This is a genomic window from Martinezella tropici (assembly GCF_003287875.1).
GTDB classification, from domain to species: Bacteria; Pseudomonadota; Alphaproteobacteria; order Rhizobiales; family Rhizobiaceae; genus Rhizobium; species Rhizobium tropici_C.
In genome coordinates this window covers 44984-59508 of the sequence record NZ_QMKK01000061.1, presented here as the reverse complement: position 1 = coordinate 59508, position 14525 = coordinate 44984, and the positions used below count along the sequence as shown (strand labels likewise).

Annotated in this window: 16 protein-coding genes and 1 riboswitch; of the genes, 8 read left to right on the top strand and 8 right to left on the bottom strand. The window is 59.2% G+C overall.

Translation table 11 applies throughout. The features are described from left to right. Window positions 1-110: 110 nt before the first annotated feature. Genes DQ393_RS31210 through DQ393_RS31200 form a run of 3 tightly spaced genes read right to left on the bottom strand, consistent with a single transcriptional unit; the run spans window position 111 to window position 2218 of the window. Window positions 111-836, bottom strand: a complete 726-nt coding sequence (locus tag DQ393_RS31210; protein ID WP_112345554.1) for a metallophosphoesterase family protein — start codon at window positions 834-836, stop codon at window positions 111-113. A 2-nt stretch (window positions 837-838) separates the two neighbouring features. Next, a complete protein-coding gene (locus DQ393_RS31205; RefSeq protein ID WP_112345553.1) occupies window positions 839-1657 on the bottom strand; it encodes a nucleotidyltransferase family protein in 819 nt (272 codons plus the stop codon). A 33-nt stretch (window positions 1658-1690) separates the two neighbouring features. Next, window positions 1691-2218, bottom strand: coding sequence for a sigma-70 family RNA polymerase sigma factor (locus DQ393_RS31200; RefSeq protein WP_245430523.1), 528 nt, complete (start codon window positions 2216-2218; stop codon window positions 1691-1693). Window positions 2219-2294: 76 nt separating this feature from the next. Here DQ393_RS31200 and DQ393_RS34250 point away from each other — a divergent pair, with 76 nt between their 5' ends. Then, the gene (locus DQ393_RS34250; RefSeq protein WP_348628036.1) at window positions 2295-2978 is read left to right on the top strand and encodes a response regulator; all 684 of its coding nucleotides are present in this window, start codon (window positions 2295-2297) and stop codon (window positions 2976-2978) included. Window positions 2979-3081: 103 nt separating this feature from the next. Here DQ393_RS34250 and DQ393_RS31190 read toward each other — a convergent pair whose 3' ends face one another. The 4 genes from DQ393_RS31190 to DQ393_RS31175 all read right to left on the bottom strand — a co-directional run bounded on the left by DQ393_RS31190 (window position 3082) and on the right by DQ393_RS31175 (window position 6815). Beyond that, window positions 3082-3855: an ABC transporter permease gene (locus tag DQ393_RS31190; protein ID WP_112345550.1), complete on the bottom strand. Its 774-nt coding sequence runs from the start codon at window positions 3853-3855 to the stop codon at window positions 3082-3084. Beyond that, window positions 3839-4609: an ABC transporter ATP-binding protein gene (locus DQ393_RS31185; RefSeq protein ID WP_162736931.1), complete on the bottom strand. Its 771-nt coding sequence runs from the start codon at window positions 4607-4609 to the stop codon at window positions 3839-3841. Before DQ393_RS31185 ends, DQ393_RS31190 begins: the two co-directional genes overlap by 17 nt. Before the next feature lie 74 nt (window positions 4610-4683). Then, on the bottom strand, window positions 4684-5685 hold the full coding sequence (locus tag DQ393_RS31180; RefSeq protein ID WP_112345548.1) for an ABC transporter substrate-binding protein: 1002 nt from the start codon (window positions 5683-5685) through the stop codon (window positions 4684-4686). A 47-nt stretch (window positions 5686-5732) separates the two neighbouring features. Further along, window positions 5733-6815, bottom strand: coding sequence for a 4-oxalomesaconate tautomerase (locus DQ393_RS31175; RefSeq protein ID WP_112345547.1), 1083 nt, complete (start codon window positions 6813-6815; stop codon window positions 5733-5735). A 110-nt stretch (window positions 6816-6925) separates the two neighbouring features. Here DQ393_RS31175 and DQ393_RS31170 point away from each other — a divergent pair, with 110 nt between their 5' ends. Continuing rightward, window positions 6926-7825 carry a LysR family transcriptional regulator gene (locus tag DQ393_RS31170; protein WP_112345546.1) on the top strand — a complete coding sequence of 300 codons (900 nt, stop codon included), beginning with the start codon at window positions 6926-6928 and terminating at the stop codon, window positions 7823-7825. 126 nt (window positions 7826-7951) lie between these two features. Here the strand turns inward: DQ393_RS31170 and DQ393_RS31165 are convergent, their stop codons facing one another. Further along, window positions 7952-8821: an SDR family oxidoreductase gene (locus DQ393_RS31165; protein WP_112345545.1), complete on the bottom strand. Its 870-nt coding sequence runs from the start codon at window positions 8819-8821 to the stop codon at window positions 7952-7954. Between the two features lie 104 nt (window positions 8822-8925). Here DQ393_RS31165 and DQ393_RS31160 point away from each other — a divergent pair, with 104 nt between their 5' ends. From DQ393_RS31160 to DQ393_RS31135, 6 genes are all read left to right on the top strand, one after another. Beyond that, window positions 8926-9819, top strand: coding sequence for a LysR family transcriptional regulator (locus DQ393_RS31160; protein WP_112345544.1), 894 nt, complete (start codon window positions 8926-8928; stop codon window positions 9817-9819). A gap of 260 nt (window positions 9820-10079) precedes the next feature. Beyond that, window positions 10080-10191, top strand: a riboswitch (guanidine-I (ykkC/yxkD leader). Between the two features lie 74 nt (window positions 10192-10265). Next, window positions 10266-11339: a putative urea ABC transporter substrate-binding protein gene (locus DQ393_RS31155; RefSeq protein ID WP_112345543.1), complete on the top strand. Its 1074-nt coding sequence runs from the start codon at window positions 10266-10268 to the stop codon at window positions 11337-11339. Window positions 11340-11397: 58 nt separating this feature from the next. Further along, window positions 11398-12216 (top strand): ABC transporter permease, encoded by an 819-nt coding sequence (locus DQ393_RS31150; RefSeq protein WP_112345542.1) that lies wholly within the window; start codon window positions 11398-11400, stop codon window positions 12214-12216. After that, window positions 12213-13040 (top strand): ABC transporter ATP-binding protein, encoded by an 828-nt coding sequence (locus tag DQ393_RS31145; RefSeq protein ID WP_112345541.1) that lies wholly within the window; start codon window positions 12213-12215, stop codon window positions 13038-13040. Before DQ393_RS31150 ends, DQ393_RS31145 begins: the two co-directional genes overlap by 4 nt. Then, window positions 13037-13858 (top strand): urea amidolyase associated protein UAAP1, encoded by an 822-nt coding sequence (locus tag DQ393_RS31140; RefSeq protein ID WP_112345540.1) that lies wholly within the window; start codon window positions 13037-13039, stop codon window positions 13856-13858. Before DQ393_RS31145 ends, DQ393_RS31140 begins: the two co-directional genes overlap by 4 nt. A 16-nt stretch (window positions 13859-13874) precedes the next feature. Further along, window positions 13875-14525, top strand: a complete 651-nt coding sequence (locus DQ393_RS31135) for an urea amidolyase associated protein UAAP2 (protein ID WP_112345539.1) — start codon at window positions 13875-13877, stop codon at window positions 14523-14525.

Sequence of the window (14525 nt, the reverse complement as noted above, 5' to 3'; positions counted from 1 at the left end):
TGTGCAGTCACGATGAAGATCCTCGATTCCTACAAAGAACCAACGACAGGCATTTCTGTTCCCCATCGCTCATATCGGCGGCAATGGACCGATGCCCGTCAGGTTCGTCGCTAGAGATCGATGAGCGCGTATGGTTTGCCCGTTGGCTTTTCGATATGGGCCGCAACATTATAGACGGGAGCTCCCGCGGGTGTGCGGCCCTCATAGCTTCCCCGGTGTGCGTGTCCGTGGACAACTGCATCGACCTTGAAGCGGTCGATCGTTTCGGCAAGGCGCGACGAGCCGAGAAAAGGAAAGATTTCGGGTGGTTCGCCGACGACGGTTTCGGTGATCGGCGCATAGTGAAGAACCACCATGGATCGACTGGCGCGAACCTGGCGCATGGCGTTTTCCAGCCGCATGGTTTCGTCGACGCTTTCCGCGACCATCGCCTTGATGGCAGGCTCTCCGAAAGAACTCAACATATGACGTCCGAACCCTCCGGCAAACCCTTTCACGCCGACGAAGCCAACACCCTCGATCTCGACGGCCCTGCCATCCAAAAGCTTCACGCCGGCATCCGTGAGAATGGCCGTCACTTCCTCGACGGCGCCGCTTTCATAGTCGTGATTGCCCAATACCGCCACCACCGGCACCGTACAGTTGCGCAGGTCTGCGGCAAGCAATTCGGCCTCTTTCGGCTTGCCGAGATCAGTCAGATCGCCGGCAATCACCAACACATCCGCTTCCGAACAAATATCCGCAAAAAGCGACTTGTAGGATTTCTCCCGATCTTCCTTCACGTGAAGGTCGGCAACGGCGGCTACCCTCAATTTTCGTCGCTGATCGTTGGCCATGGTCAGTTCTCCTCGTCGGTGCGCAATTCGCCCTCGCCGCCCACATCGGCAAAACCCCATTCCTCCACATCGATCTGGAAATCGACCCGCGAATACATTCGGCCTCGGCAAATCTTCATTTGCGGCAGGGGCAAGTCACGTTGTGCACTTAAGCGATCGAGCAGCTCATCCATCAGCCAATCGGGAACCTTGTCGCGCTCGGAGGGATAGATCCAGCGAAAGTTGAGAAGCTGGATTAGCAGCACCTCCCAGTTCACCTCCAAATATCCCAGCAATTTTCTCCAGTTGATCTTGTCATGGGCCTTCAGGATCACATGCGCGATGTCGGCGCCATCGTAGCGGTGCCGCAGCTGGACAAAGCATTTCGACCAGATGAGTTCGGTAGGCCCCACGACGCGGACGGAGCAACCGCACATTTCGAGCTGGCGGGCGTCCTCGAACCACTCATCGCCAACCGGCATCGTTCCGTTTGACGATGCAAAGATCACATCGAGGAAGTGGGGGCCCTTCGAGATCTTCCCCAGCCAGCGCTCGTCCTTGACCTCCACCGCGTAGCCCTTGTCCTGAAAATGCGCGAGAATGCGCGCATAGTCGCCCGCCTTGCAAAAGACGTCGAAGTCCTTCGTGGGACGGGAAATTCCGGTATAGGCGCTGACCGCATAAGTGCCGGCGACCAGGAACGGGATCTGCGATGCCGCGAGATCGTGGACGGCGGCAGCGACAAAAGGCTCAGCATCCGGGTCGATCAATTGAGGCACGGCCTTAGCCTCGATCGGCACGTTGCCGGTGAGGCTTCGATCCATATCCGAGGGAACATTCATCAGACCACCGCTTCGCTGAAAGACACAGTAAGATCAACGCCGCCAGTCGAAGTCCTCATCGAGCTGCGCGGCCAGGTGCCGGCGAGCCCGGTTGATGCGGCTCTTGACCGTGCCGATCGCACAATCGAATCTTTCGGCCGCGTCGTCGTAGGAGCGCCCCTCGATGACAACGTATTCGAGCACCGCGCGATAAGGCTCCGGCAGCTGATTACAGGCACGCTCCAGTTCCTTCGCGCGGATCGTCCACTCCTGCGACGGCGCTTCCACGCCAACACCGGAGACGCATTTCTTGGTTCCGGGCGACTCGCGCTTGGCTATGCGGAATTTGGTGCAGAAAGTGTTGCGCATGATGGTGAACAACCAGGACTTCAACCGCGTGCCTGGATCGAACTGTCCAATATTAGCGAGCGCCTTGGTCAAGGTTTCCTGAACCAGATCATCGGCATCGACGGAGTTTCTATGGAAAGTTCTGGCAAAGGCACGAAGAGCCGGAATGAGATCTACGATTTCGGCCTCCAGATCAGTGGTCTCGCGATTAGTGGATTGGGATATATCGTGCACGACGCTCTCCTTGTGGCCGCGATACTGGCGCGATCGACGCGGCATTTGCGTCGCCCGCCGATGTAGACGCCACAACGTGGCGCGAAATATCCGCGCGGATGGCGGCCAGTCATGTGAACAATCTAGTGCTGAGCGAGCCGGCGCATTGAAGCCAGTTTCTCAGCGCTTTTCGCATCTACTAAGGAACGGCTCCGTCTTCAGCTTGTTCCGTGCGTTTTTTACGTCCTTCCGGTATTGTTTCGCGCAAACCAAGCAGACTAAGAATCTCGCAGTGTATCAGTTCGACGGCAGCGGAACGGATCAAATTCACGTCGGAAGGGTTGATCTACACCATCGAACTCCCTTATCGGAGGAGATCAAGCGTTATGGACCGAAGATGAGCCAAGGCTACAGTCACCTCTTTTCCGGCCGCCGGGTTTTGATCGTGGAAGACGAGTATCTTCTTGCAAACGAAGCGCGCCGTCAGCTGGTGAAGCTCGGCGCCATTGTCATCGGACCGACAGCGCGAGTCGACCAGGCTCTCGAACTGATCCAGGACGAAGATGTCGACGCAGCCATTCTCGATATCAATCTGGACGGCGAAATGGTGTTTCCCGTGGCCGATAGGCTGAATGAACTCAATATCCCTTACGTCTTCGCAACCGGCTATGATCCGTCGATCATTCCGGCGCGCTTTACCGGCTTCATTCTTTGTGAAAAGCCGATCGAGATAGAGCGCATTGCACGAGCTCTGTTTGGCCCGTGGCAACAGGATTCTTGAGGAACGCTCGGCACCAGGGATGATTATCAAAACCCCGAAAGTTGTTGTCCAACTTTCGGGGCTCGTTCGATCGTTACGCGGGCTTTTGGCGTTCTTTGCGGAATCAGGTCGCGCGTTCTGCTACGCGCGGCCGCCACTTGATCAGGCGGCTCTCGACGAAATCCAGGACCAGATCGATCAGTAGGACAAACACCGCCAGGATGAAGATCCCCGCGAAGACGCCGACGGCATCGAAATTGCCTTCCGCCTGCGCGATCAGGTAGCCCAGACCGGCCGATGCGCCCAGGTATTCACCGATGATCGCACCAACAACCGCAAAACCGACGGATGTTCGAAGCGAAGACAGAATCCAACTCGCCGCAGCCGGAAAATAGACGTGACGCAGCAGTTCGGACTTCTTCGCGCCGAGAATGCGAGCGTTCGACAGCACGACGGGGTTGACTTCACGCACGCCCTGCATCGCGTTGAAAAAGGTGACGAAGAACACGAGCGTGACGGCGAGGGCCACCTTCGACCAGAGGCCCAGGCCGAGCCAAAGGACAAAGATCGGAGCAAGAACCACGCGCGGAATGGCGTTCAGGCCCTTGATGAACGGATCGAGGATACGCGCAGCCGAGCGCGACAGTCCGAGCCATACCCCTGCCGCGACGCCAAGTCCCGTACCGATGACGTAGCCAAGCACCGTTTCCGTAAGCGTGATGCTCACGTGCTTGAAAAAGCTTGGATCGGCAACCCATGCGAACACCTGCTTTATGATATCGACAGGCGAGGGAAAGAAGAAGACATCGACCAAGCCGAGGTTCACGCCGATTTCCCAACCGCCGACGATGACCAGCAACAATGCCAGTTGGGTAAGTCTTTCAGTCATGGCGTTCATAGCTTTTCTCCACTTCACCGCGCAGGGAAGCCCAAATATTGCGATAGAGGTCGGTAAAACGGGGATCGAGCTTGATCTCCGCGACATCGCGAGGCCGCTCCAGATCGACAGGGAAACTGTCGATGACGCGCGACCGCGGACCTGAGGCCAGAACCACAACACGATCCCCCAGAGCAATCGCTTCCTCAAGATCATGCGTAATCAGAACCACAGCCCGCTGCTCTTCCTGCCATAGGCGAAGCAATTCGTTTTGCATCAAATGCCGAGTGTGAATGTCGAGCGCGGAGAAAGGCTCGTCCATCAGGATTACCTTCGGTCCCGTTATCAGCGCCTGCGCCATTTGCACTCGTTTGCGCTGGCCGCCGGAAAGCTGATGCGGATAACGGTCTTCGAAGCCCTTGAGACCGACCTTCGCGAGCCATTTGAGAGCCCGCTCCCGCCGCTCGCCCGCGCCAACACCTTGGAACAAGGGGCCTAGTTCCACATTCTCGAGCGCGGTTTTCCAAGGGAATAGCGCGTCCTGCTGAAATAGATAACCGATGTTATTCTGAACGCCCGAGACCAGAGCCCCATCGATGGAAACAGATCCCTTCGCTGGCTTCAAAAGTCCGGCGATTGCATTCAGGATCGTACTTTTGCCACAGCCCGTCGGCCCGACAATGGCGACGAATTCGCCATCGGCTACCGTCAGATTTACATCCTGGACCGCAACGAAGGAGCCGAAGGACATGGTGACGTTTTCAATTGCCACCATTGCTTTGGGTGAGGCCCCGGCCTGGGGCGTCTGTTTTGCCGGCGCGAACGCTGCCACGGACATCTTAACCTCCCTCAATTCGATGCCGCCGCCGGCACCTTAGCTACGAATTCGTTGGTAAAAGTCTTCGACAGATCGATCTTGGCCGCCTTGACCTTGTCGTTGAACGAGGTCAGGACATCGAGAGGCGTCTTGATATCTTTTTCGTCGAGCAGCCCATCCGTGGAAAAGATCTGCCGCGCGTTTTCAACTGCCTTGATGTATGTCTCTTTGTCGCCCGAAATGAATTCCGGCGGAAGCTTTTCGACGATCTCGGCGGCGCTGTGCGTCTTCATCCATTGAAGCGCCTTCACCGTTGCATTTGTGACCTTCTGGATCGTTTCCGGATTTTTGGAGATGTAGTCCTGCGTGGCGTAAAGGACCGATGTCGGATAGATACCGCCATAGATCTCCTTGGCGCCGTCGTCATTCCGGGCGTCGATCAGGATCTTTCCGACACCCTTCTCGACAACGAACGTCGCCGCAGGGTCGTAATTTACGAGCAGATCGATCTTGCCTTGCTGAAGCGCTGCGACCGCAGCCGAGCCCGAGCCCACGCCGATAATCGAAACGTCGTTCGCCGAGAGACTATGCCGCTGGAGATAGTAGCGAATAAAGAAGTCCGAGGATGAGCCCGGAGCGGTGATTCCGATCTTGGCACCCTTGATCGTTTCGGGGTTTTTCGGATCGAATTTCGCGTCTTTGCCGCCGGCCAGAACGAGCCCTGAATTTCGCCCGAACTCCACGAAGGCGACAACGTGCTTGTTTTGCGACTGCATCTGAATCGTATGATCGTAGAAGCCGACGGCGACATCCGTCGAGCCGGCAACCAATGCCTGCAAGGTCTTCGATCCGCCCGACGCGAAGTTTTCGACGGTAACCTCCAGACCCTCTTTCTCATAAAGGCCCAAGCCCTGCGCGACGGGGAAAGGCAGGTTGTTGAGGTTGTAGGAACCGACGCTTATGCGAACAGGTTCCGCCAAAGCCGTTCCGGACAGCGCTACCGCTGCCGCGAGTGCGAGAATAAGCTTTTTCATTTGATCTCCTCCATTTTGGCACCCTCCCGGCACCATGGGTTTATCGATTATGCTGCACAAACCAGCGCTTTGGCAGGCTTTGCAAAGACATGGCCCTCAAAAAGCCTGCGCGCCGTGCGAAGAATCCCGGCGACGAGCTTCCCATCCCGCAGTTGCAGCTTCACGTCCAGATGGCCGCTGGGATGTTCAATGGAAAGCACGACGGGCGGTGTTTGAACGCCGATAAGGCGGGACGCCACGGTGTTTTCGCTCACACAGGCCGTTGCAATCCCGACAGCGCCTGTCGTCGCCAGTGATGGATGGCATTCATTCGGCATGAAGTAGCGAACATTCAACGCGCCGCCTTGTCTGGCTGGAGAGATGAGAACCGGTTTCGGAGTGACTTGACTGCGGACATCACCCATTCCCATTTTCTCGCCGGCAAGGATACGAAGTTTTTCCAGCCGCTCGATCAACGAATGATTGCCGTTCAGTTCAGCAGCACTCTCATATCCGGTCACACCGAGTGAAGCGGCCTCGATAAGGAGCATCGGCATCGCGCAATCGATACAGGTCACATCGATACCGGCGATCGTTTCTATCGATTTACCGCTTGGGAAAAGCTGGCCCGTTCGGGCACCCGCCGCATCCTTGAACGTGAGCGCGATCGGAGCAGCCTGGCCAGGTACGCCGTCAATTCTTGCGTCGCCGAGATAGGCAACCGCGCCATTCGGTGTCGGAACCTCGGCTTCGATCATCTTGCCGGTGTTGACGTTGAATATCTTGACGAGCGTGGTGTCTCCGGCAACCGGCACAAGCCCCGCCTCTATCGCGAACGGCCCGACAGCCGCCAGCATGTTCCCGCAATTGGGGGAGGTATCGACGATCTGCCTGTCGACGCGAACCTGCGCGAACAGATAGTCCACATCCGCGCCAGGCACCGTTCCCGGGCCGCAGATGGCAACTTTGCTGGTGACCGGGTTTCCCCCTCCAATACCATCGATCTGAAGCGGATGCCCCGAGCCCATAACGGACAAAAGCACCTGATCCCGCTCGGCCGGGTCCCGCGGCAGGTCCGACGCCAGAAAGAACGGGCCCTTTGAGGTGCCACCCCGCATCAGGACACACGGTATGGAGAGCAAATCATTCATGCGTTTTTCTCGCCAAATAATGTGTTTATCGTATTAATCCGCTTCGTTATTGCTATTATGGAATTAATGATTGATATGTGAAATGCTAAAATCGAGGACATTGATACGAAATGAACATCAATTGTGAGATCCTTGACCTGAGAGCGTTCCTGGCCGTCGTGGAACTGCAGGGCTTTCATCGCGCTGCCGATCAGCTAAACATGTCGCAACCGGCGCTCAGCCGGCGGATTCAAAAGCTGGAGCAGGCGATCGGCGCGCCGCTGCTGGAGAGGACGACGCGCCATGTCGCGGCTACGGCTCTCGGAACCGAGCTCGTGCCTCTGGTGCAGCGTATGCTCGAGGAGTTCGATGGCTCGCTATTCTCGATGCGGGAACTGGGAGCCAAACGCGGAGGCTTGGTAACGATTGCCTGCCTGCCGACGGCAGCCTTTTATTTCCTGCCTTCCGTCATTCGGCAATTCAATCAGGAATACCCGAACATTCGGCTTCGGATTCTCGATCTTACCGCGACCGACGCACTGCAGGCGGTGGCACGCGGCGAGGTCGAATTCGGAATCAACATCATGGGAAGCTCAGACAGCGATCTGGTGTTCGAGAGGCTTGCGGAGGATCCCTTCGTCCTGGCAGCCAAACGAGACCATCCGCTGGCCGAAACGACGGAAGTGCGATGGCAGGATCTCGAGCCTTATCCCCTTATTACGGTTCATCGCTCCAGCGCGAACAGGACACTCCTGGATGCGGCTCTGGCGAGAGCCAATATCAAGCTCAACTGGTTTTACGAGGTCACGCATCTTTCGACGTCACTCGGTCTGGTCGAAGCCGGATTGGGAATTTCGGTGCTGCCTAAGATGGCGACACCACAGGGCGAACATCCCTTCCTGATCACTCGCCCCATTCGAAATCCGGAGATCTCCCGCACCATCGGTGTCGTCCGGCGTCGCGGGGGGAAGCTTTCACCGGCCGCGGAGCATTTCATGCGCATGCTGATTGGCGCATGGGCGCAAAACTAGACAGGGCGGCTCAGCGATCCCGTGAAAAGCTGAACCGCCCTTTTCCATGGCGAACTTCACCTGCCCTTCCGCGCCGTTCAGCTCCATGCCGAGCTGCCGGATGGCGTGGGTCGGGTGGGCCGGATGTTAGACCGAGGTCGCAATCGCGACCGCAAAGTCGTGATAGGAGTGCAGCGAACGACCCAGGATCGTGGTTAGCCGTTCGACGTCGCCAGCCTCAGGAATCATGCCGTCACTGACATAGCGCTCCGCCATCAGGCGCATCTCATAGGCCGTCCACTTCGGCATGAAGCTCGCCATGCTCTGCTCGAACCCACTGGGATCGTCGCCGCCGTAGACGACCGGGCGGCCCAGGATATCCGACCAGATCTTCGCCACGCCAGGGCCGGTCAGCGTGTCGGGTCCGACCAGGTTGATGGTCTCGATCGGCAGCTTGCCCGAAGCGGAATCGCGGCGGATCAACTCGATCGCGGCGACCTCGGCGATATCGCGGGCATCCACCATGGCAACGCCCTTGCTGCCGATCGGCATTGGATAGACGCCGTGATCAAGGACCACGTCCCTGATCATCAGCTCATTGTCGATGAAGTAGGTCGGACGCAGGATGGTGGCGCTGAAGCCCATCTGCACGAGCATGCGCTCTGCGCCGAACTTGACGGCGAAATGGGGCACGTTTACCGCCCGATCGGCTTCGAACACCGACAGATAGACAACGCGGTCGACGCCCGCCTCGCGAGCAACATTGAGCGCGATGATCGCCTGGGTGAATTCGTCGCCGGTAACGGCATTCAGCAGAAACAGCGTGCTTATGCCATGGAAGGCGCCACGCAGGGCATCGATGTCGAGCAGATCGCCCTGAGCGACCTCGACGCCGGCCGGAACATCAGCCTTCGAGGGATCGCGCGTCAGGATGCGCACCTTGGCACCGCGCTGCGTAAGCTGTTCGACGACATGACGGCCGACACGGCCGGTGGCGCCAGTAACGAGAATGGTCATGGTGGTTACTCCAGATTGGGTTCAGTTGACATCCACCAAGTTAATGATCCAAATTAATCCCGATAGACGCTATATCTGGACGCATCGTCTCACTGGTGAAACACATGGATCTGCTCGCCCTTGCCGACTTCAATCTGGTTGCCCGTTATGGCGGGTTCGGTAAAGCCGCACGCGCAGCCGGCCGTCCGAAGGCAACGCTCTCCCGGCGCGTGGCCGAGCTGGAAGCAAATCTCGATCTGCGCCTGTTCGAGCGAGGCGCGCGAACGCTCAAGCTCACGGAAGAAGGACGCGCTCTGTTCGAGCGTACAGGCGCTCTGCTGATCGAGCTCGACGAGACGGCGAAAGCGATCGCTTCGGGCGGTCGCAGCCCGCGCGGCCGATTGCGCATCAGCGCGCCTTTGCTCTTCTCGCAGACGGCCATCGGTAAGCTAGCGGCCGGCTTTGTCATCAAGTATCCCGAAGTTCAGCTTGAGATCACGACGGAAGACCGGACTGTCGACATGATCGAGGAAGCCTATGACCTGGTCATCCGCGTCAATCCCGAGCCGGATGCGAACCTAGTCGGTCGCGTTTTCCTCCGCGATCGTTTGGTGGTCGTGGCTAGACCGGACTTCATGCCGCCGACAGACCGCAGTCCGTTGCCGGCAGTCACCCGAGGAGCACTGAGGCAAACCGAAACGTGGGAGGTGACGACATCGGCGGGGAAGTCGACGATAACAGTCAAGCCGGTTCTGAGCCTGTCGTCTTTTCTCATGGTCCGCGATGCGGTTCGCCTGGGTGCGGGCGTGGCTCGCCTGCCCCTGTCGCTGGCAAGTTCCGATCTTGCTGCCGGCACCCTGGTGCATTGGGGCGATGTTGATGGACCCGATACCGCACTCTGGGCGCTCTATCCGACACGTCGCCTCCTCAGCGCCCGCGTCTCGGCCCTTCTTGACTATCTGAAGGAGACTTTCCAGCACGGGACAGCCGATGAACTCGCGGCCTATGTCGGAGAATGAAGAAGCGGCGGGCAAGGTGGGCAGGGCTAACGCGATAATCTGCAACATCCGGATACGGCCGCTGAGGGCTGCCGATTCCACATGCCGGTCGCGGGACTGTCATCACCCGCTGCTGCCTACCGGAGGATCAAACCGCCACACGAAATTGCACATTTTTCGTGCGTATTTTTGACTTGCTGAATTTTTAGAAGAAAGACTTTGCCGCCGGGTAATAAAATCAATGATTTGCAAACTGGCACGCACCTTGCTTCCCTGAAAATCGAGTTGGTGGCTAGGGTTCCGGCGTTTGGATAAAGCGTGCTGGTCCGAGAGCCACCACCGGTTGGGGGAGAAATCCCACCGGATGCACGGCGGGATAAAAGCCCGGGAGACCTCGTAAGCCAAGGGATTGGCGGCGCGATGGTCTTTGCCGATCCCTTTTTGAAAAAAGCAAAAGGGGAATTTCTATGCAGACTTTTTCGAAGATCCTTTCCGTAACGGCCCTTTCGATATCGCTGACCCTCGGGCTCGGTTCCGTCGCCAGTGCCGCGCCGAAAACCAGTTTCAAGGTCGCCTGGTCCATCTATGTCGGCTGGATGCCCTGGGGCTATGCGAGCGACCACGGCATCGTCAAGAAATGGGCCGACAAATACGACATCAACATCGAGGTCACCCAGTTCAACGATTATGTCGAGTCGATGAACCAGTACACCGCCGGCGCCTTCGACGCCGTGACGCTGACCAATATGGACGGTCTGTCGATCCCCGCCGCCGGCGGCGTCGATACGACTGCCGTCATCGTCGGTGACTTTTCCAACGGCAATGACGCGGTCATCCTGAAGGACAAGACCAGCCTGGCCGACATCAAGGGGCAAAACGTCAATCTCGTCGAATATTCCGTCTCGCACTATCTGCTCGCCCGCGCGCTCGACAGCATCAAGCTTAGTGAACGCGACGTGAAGGTGGTCAATACCTCCGACGCCGACATGGTCGCGGCCTACAAAACGCCCGACGTCTCCGCCGTCGTGACCTGGAATCCGCTGGTCTCGACCATTCTCGAAGAACTTTCCGCCAAGAAGGTCTTCGACAGTTCGCAGGTGCCTGGCGAAATCATCGACCTGATGGTCGCCAACAGCAATGTGCTGAAGGACAATCCGAATTTCGGCAAGGCGCTGGCCGGCATCTGGTATGAAACGGTGGCGCTGATGAAAGCGGACACGCCCGAAGGCAAGGCTGCGCGCGAGGCGATGGGGGCTGCCTCGGGCACGGACCTGAAGGGCTTCGAGGCGCAGCTTGCCGCAACGAAGCTCTTCGACAAGCCCGCCGAGGCGGTTGCCTTCACCGCCTCGCCGAACCTGCCGAAGACGATGAATCTGGTGCGTAGCTTCCTGTTCCAGAAGGGCCTGCTCGGCAATGGTGCGCCATCGGCCGATGTCATCGGCATCGAAATGCCCGATGGCAAGGTTCTCGGCGACAGCGCAAACGTCAAGCTGCGCTTCACGGAAACTTACATGAAGGCCGTCGCCGACGCTTCACTTTGAGCGAATCTTCACCGGCGGCGCCCATGCGCCGCCTGCCCCTTCATTCGCGGAGTTTCTCATGCGTTGGATCAACACCAGGCCCAGTCCCGGCGCACAGCTTGCCCTGACGCTCCTGCCTTTTGCCCTGCTGATCGTCGCCTATGGCGCCGGTTCGGCGGCGCGGCTTGCCGAAAACGCCAACGACAAGCTGTTGCCCAGCCTTGCCGGCTTTGCCGACGCCATCAACCGCATGGCCTTCATTGCCGACCCGCGCACGGGAGAATATCTGCTATGGTCGGATACCGGGGCAAGCCTGATCCGGCTTTTCGCGGGCCTCGGCATCTCCACGGTCACAGCGCTGCTGATCGGCATGCTGATCGGCATGCTGCCTTATCTCAGAGCCCTGCTCTCTCCCTTCGTCGCCGTCATCTCGATGGTGCCGCCGCTGGCGCTTCTGCCGATCCTCTTCATCGTCATGGGTCTCGGCGAGACGTCGAAGATCGCTCTCATCGTCATCGGCGTCGCGCCGACGATGATCCGCGACCTGGCGCTGAAGGCGCTGGAATTGCCGCGCGAGCAGATCGTCAAGGCCGAGACCCTCGGCGGCTCCTCCTGGCAGATCGCACTTCGCGTCGTGCTGCCGCAGATCCTGCCGCGACTGATCACCTGCCTCAGGCTGCAACTCGGACCGGCCTGGCTGTTCCTGATCGCGGCGGAAGCGATCTCGTCCGATTCCGGGTTGGGCTACCGCATCTTTCTCGTCCGCCGCTATCTGTCGATGGATGTGATCTTTCCCTATGTCGTCTGGATCACCCTGCTTGCCGTGCTCATGAACTATCTTCTCGATCGTCTGCGCGTCGCCGTCTTCCCCTGGTCCGAACTGGAGAAGCAGGCATGAGCGAGCTCAGGATAGACAGGGTCTGGAAGGAATATGGCGACCAGATCGTGCTCGAGGACCTGTCCTTGACGGTCGCTTCGCGAGCCTTCGTCGCTCTGGTCGGCCCGTCCGGTTGCGGCAAGTCGACCTTCCTGCGCATGCTGCTGGGGCAGGAACAGCCTACCCGCGGTACGATCTTCCTCGACGGCGCGGCGCTGCCCGCCGAGCCGGGCGCGGATCGCGGGGTAGTCTTCCAGCGCTATTCGGTCTTTCCGCATCTGACCGCGCTCGGCAACGTGCTGCTCGGCAAGGAACTTGCGGCCTCGCGCTACAAAGCCAAACTCTTCGGCGCCGCACGCCGCGGTGCCATCGAGGCGGCGCGTCAGCTCATCGCCGAAGTCGGCCTTGCCGGCGCCGAGGACAAATATCCGGCCCAGCTTTCCGGCGGCATGCAGCAGCGACTGGCGCTCGCCCAGGCGCTCATCATGCGCCCCAAGGTCCTGCTGCTCGACGAACCCTTCGGTGCGCTCGATCCGGGCATCCGAGCCGAAATCCATACGTTGATGAAACGCCTCTGGCACGAGACGCAAATGACCGTTGTCATGGTGACTCATGACATGCGCGAAGCTTTCACGCTTGCGACCCGCGTCGTCGCCTTCGAACGCCGCCGCAACCGGCCGGAAGAGAAGGAGCGCTACGGCGCAACTATTACCAAGGATATTTCCATCTGGCCGCCGCGCATCGCCGGCGCGCCATCGATCTTCAGCCCCGACCGGGACGGCCCGGTCGCTTCCCTGGGGCACCGCCGGGACGACCTGGCTTCGTCGGGAGAAATCCAGCCATGACAACACATGTCAGACGTTCGCCGGAAGAAATAGCCGCCAACCGCGCGCGCTACGAAGAGCATCAAAGGAAGGGCCTGGAATTCGCACCCAAGGCCCTGCCCGGGGCAAGCCCCTTGCCGGCGCCCGAAATCGCGTATGACAAGATCGTCCACCGCGAAGTGATCCCCGGCGGCTGGTACTGGTCGACCCGCCTCCGGAAGCACGAAACGTTGCGCCTCAGCCTCGATCATGGCTTCTCGACGCTGTCCCTCGTCGCCTGGAGCGCCGCCGACACCAGCGAGAGGCTGAACCTGCCCGATACGGTGAAGATGCAGTGGACGACCGCACTCGGCAAAGGCCGGGTGATCTTTTCGGACATGGGCCGGGTGATGTTTTCGGTGACGGAAGATAGTTCCGGTGCCCATGACGCGCTGATGGGTGGCTCGACCTTGTCATCGAATGCGGCGAAATACGGGGAAGATAAGCGCAACACGCGAGACAACCTCGTCCTGCTCGCCACCAAGGCCGGGCTTGATAAGCGGGATATTCCCTCGGTGCTGGCGCTCTTCGCCCCAGTCCGCGTCGACCGGGACGGCACGTTCCTATGGAAGCCGGAGCTTTTGCGCAGCGGCGATTATGTCGAGCTGCGTGCCGAGATGGACCTGATCGTCGGCTTTTCCAATTGCCCGCATCCGCTCGATCCCGACCCCGGCTACCGGCCGAACCCGGTGACCGTCACACGTATCGCAGCCGTGGAGCCATCGACCGAGGACCTGTGCCGGACCGCGACCGCCGAAGCCGTGCGCGGATTTGAAAACAACGTGCTGGCGGCGATCTGAGGGGGGGAGCGAGACCATGAGCGATTTCATCCAGACAGCACCGGGCCGCACGCTCGAAAACGCCGTGCAGGATCATGTCATTGCCGCGGAAGCGCCGTTCTCGACGGTGGTCCGGAAAGGCCAGACGTTGCGCATCGAGGATAGCTATGGCCAGCAGGCAATCGACACGCTGTTCTACAATGCCGCCGACTTCTCCGAGCGCTATTCCAACCAGGATACGATGCGCGAACAGGGTGCCGCCTATATCTCCACGCATACGAAGATCATCTCGAATGAGGGCCGGGTCATGCTGACCATGACCGCGGACAGTTGCGGTCGTCACGACACGTCGGCCGGCGCCTGCTCCTGCGAAAGCAACACGGTGCGCTTCGGCCACGGTACCAAATACCTCCATGCCTGCCGTGACAATTTCGTTCTGGAAGTCTCCAAGCATGGCATGAGCAAGCGCGATATCGTTCCCAACATCAACTTCTTCATGAACGTGCCGATCGAACCGTCGGGCGAGATGACGATCGTCGACGGCATTTCCGCGCCAGGCGATTATGTCGAATTGAGAGCGGAAATGGACGTGCTGCTCGTCATCTCCAATTGCCCGCAGATCAACAATCCCTGCAACGGTTTCGATCCGACACCGATCCGGGTGCTGGTCTGGGACAGCGAGGCCTGA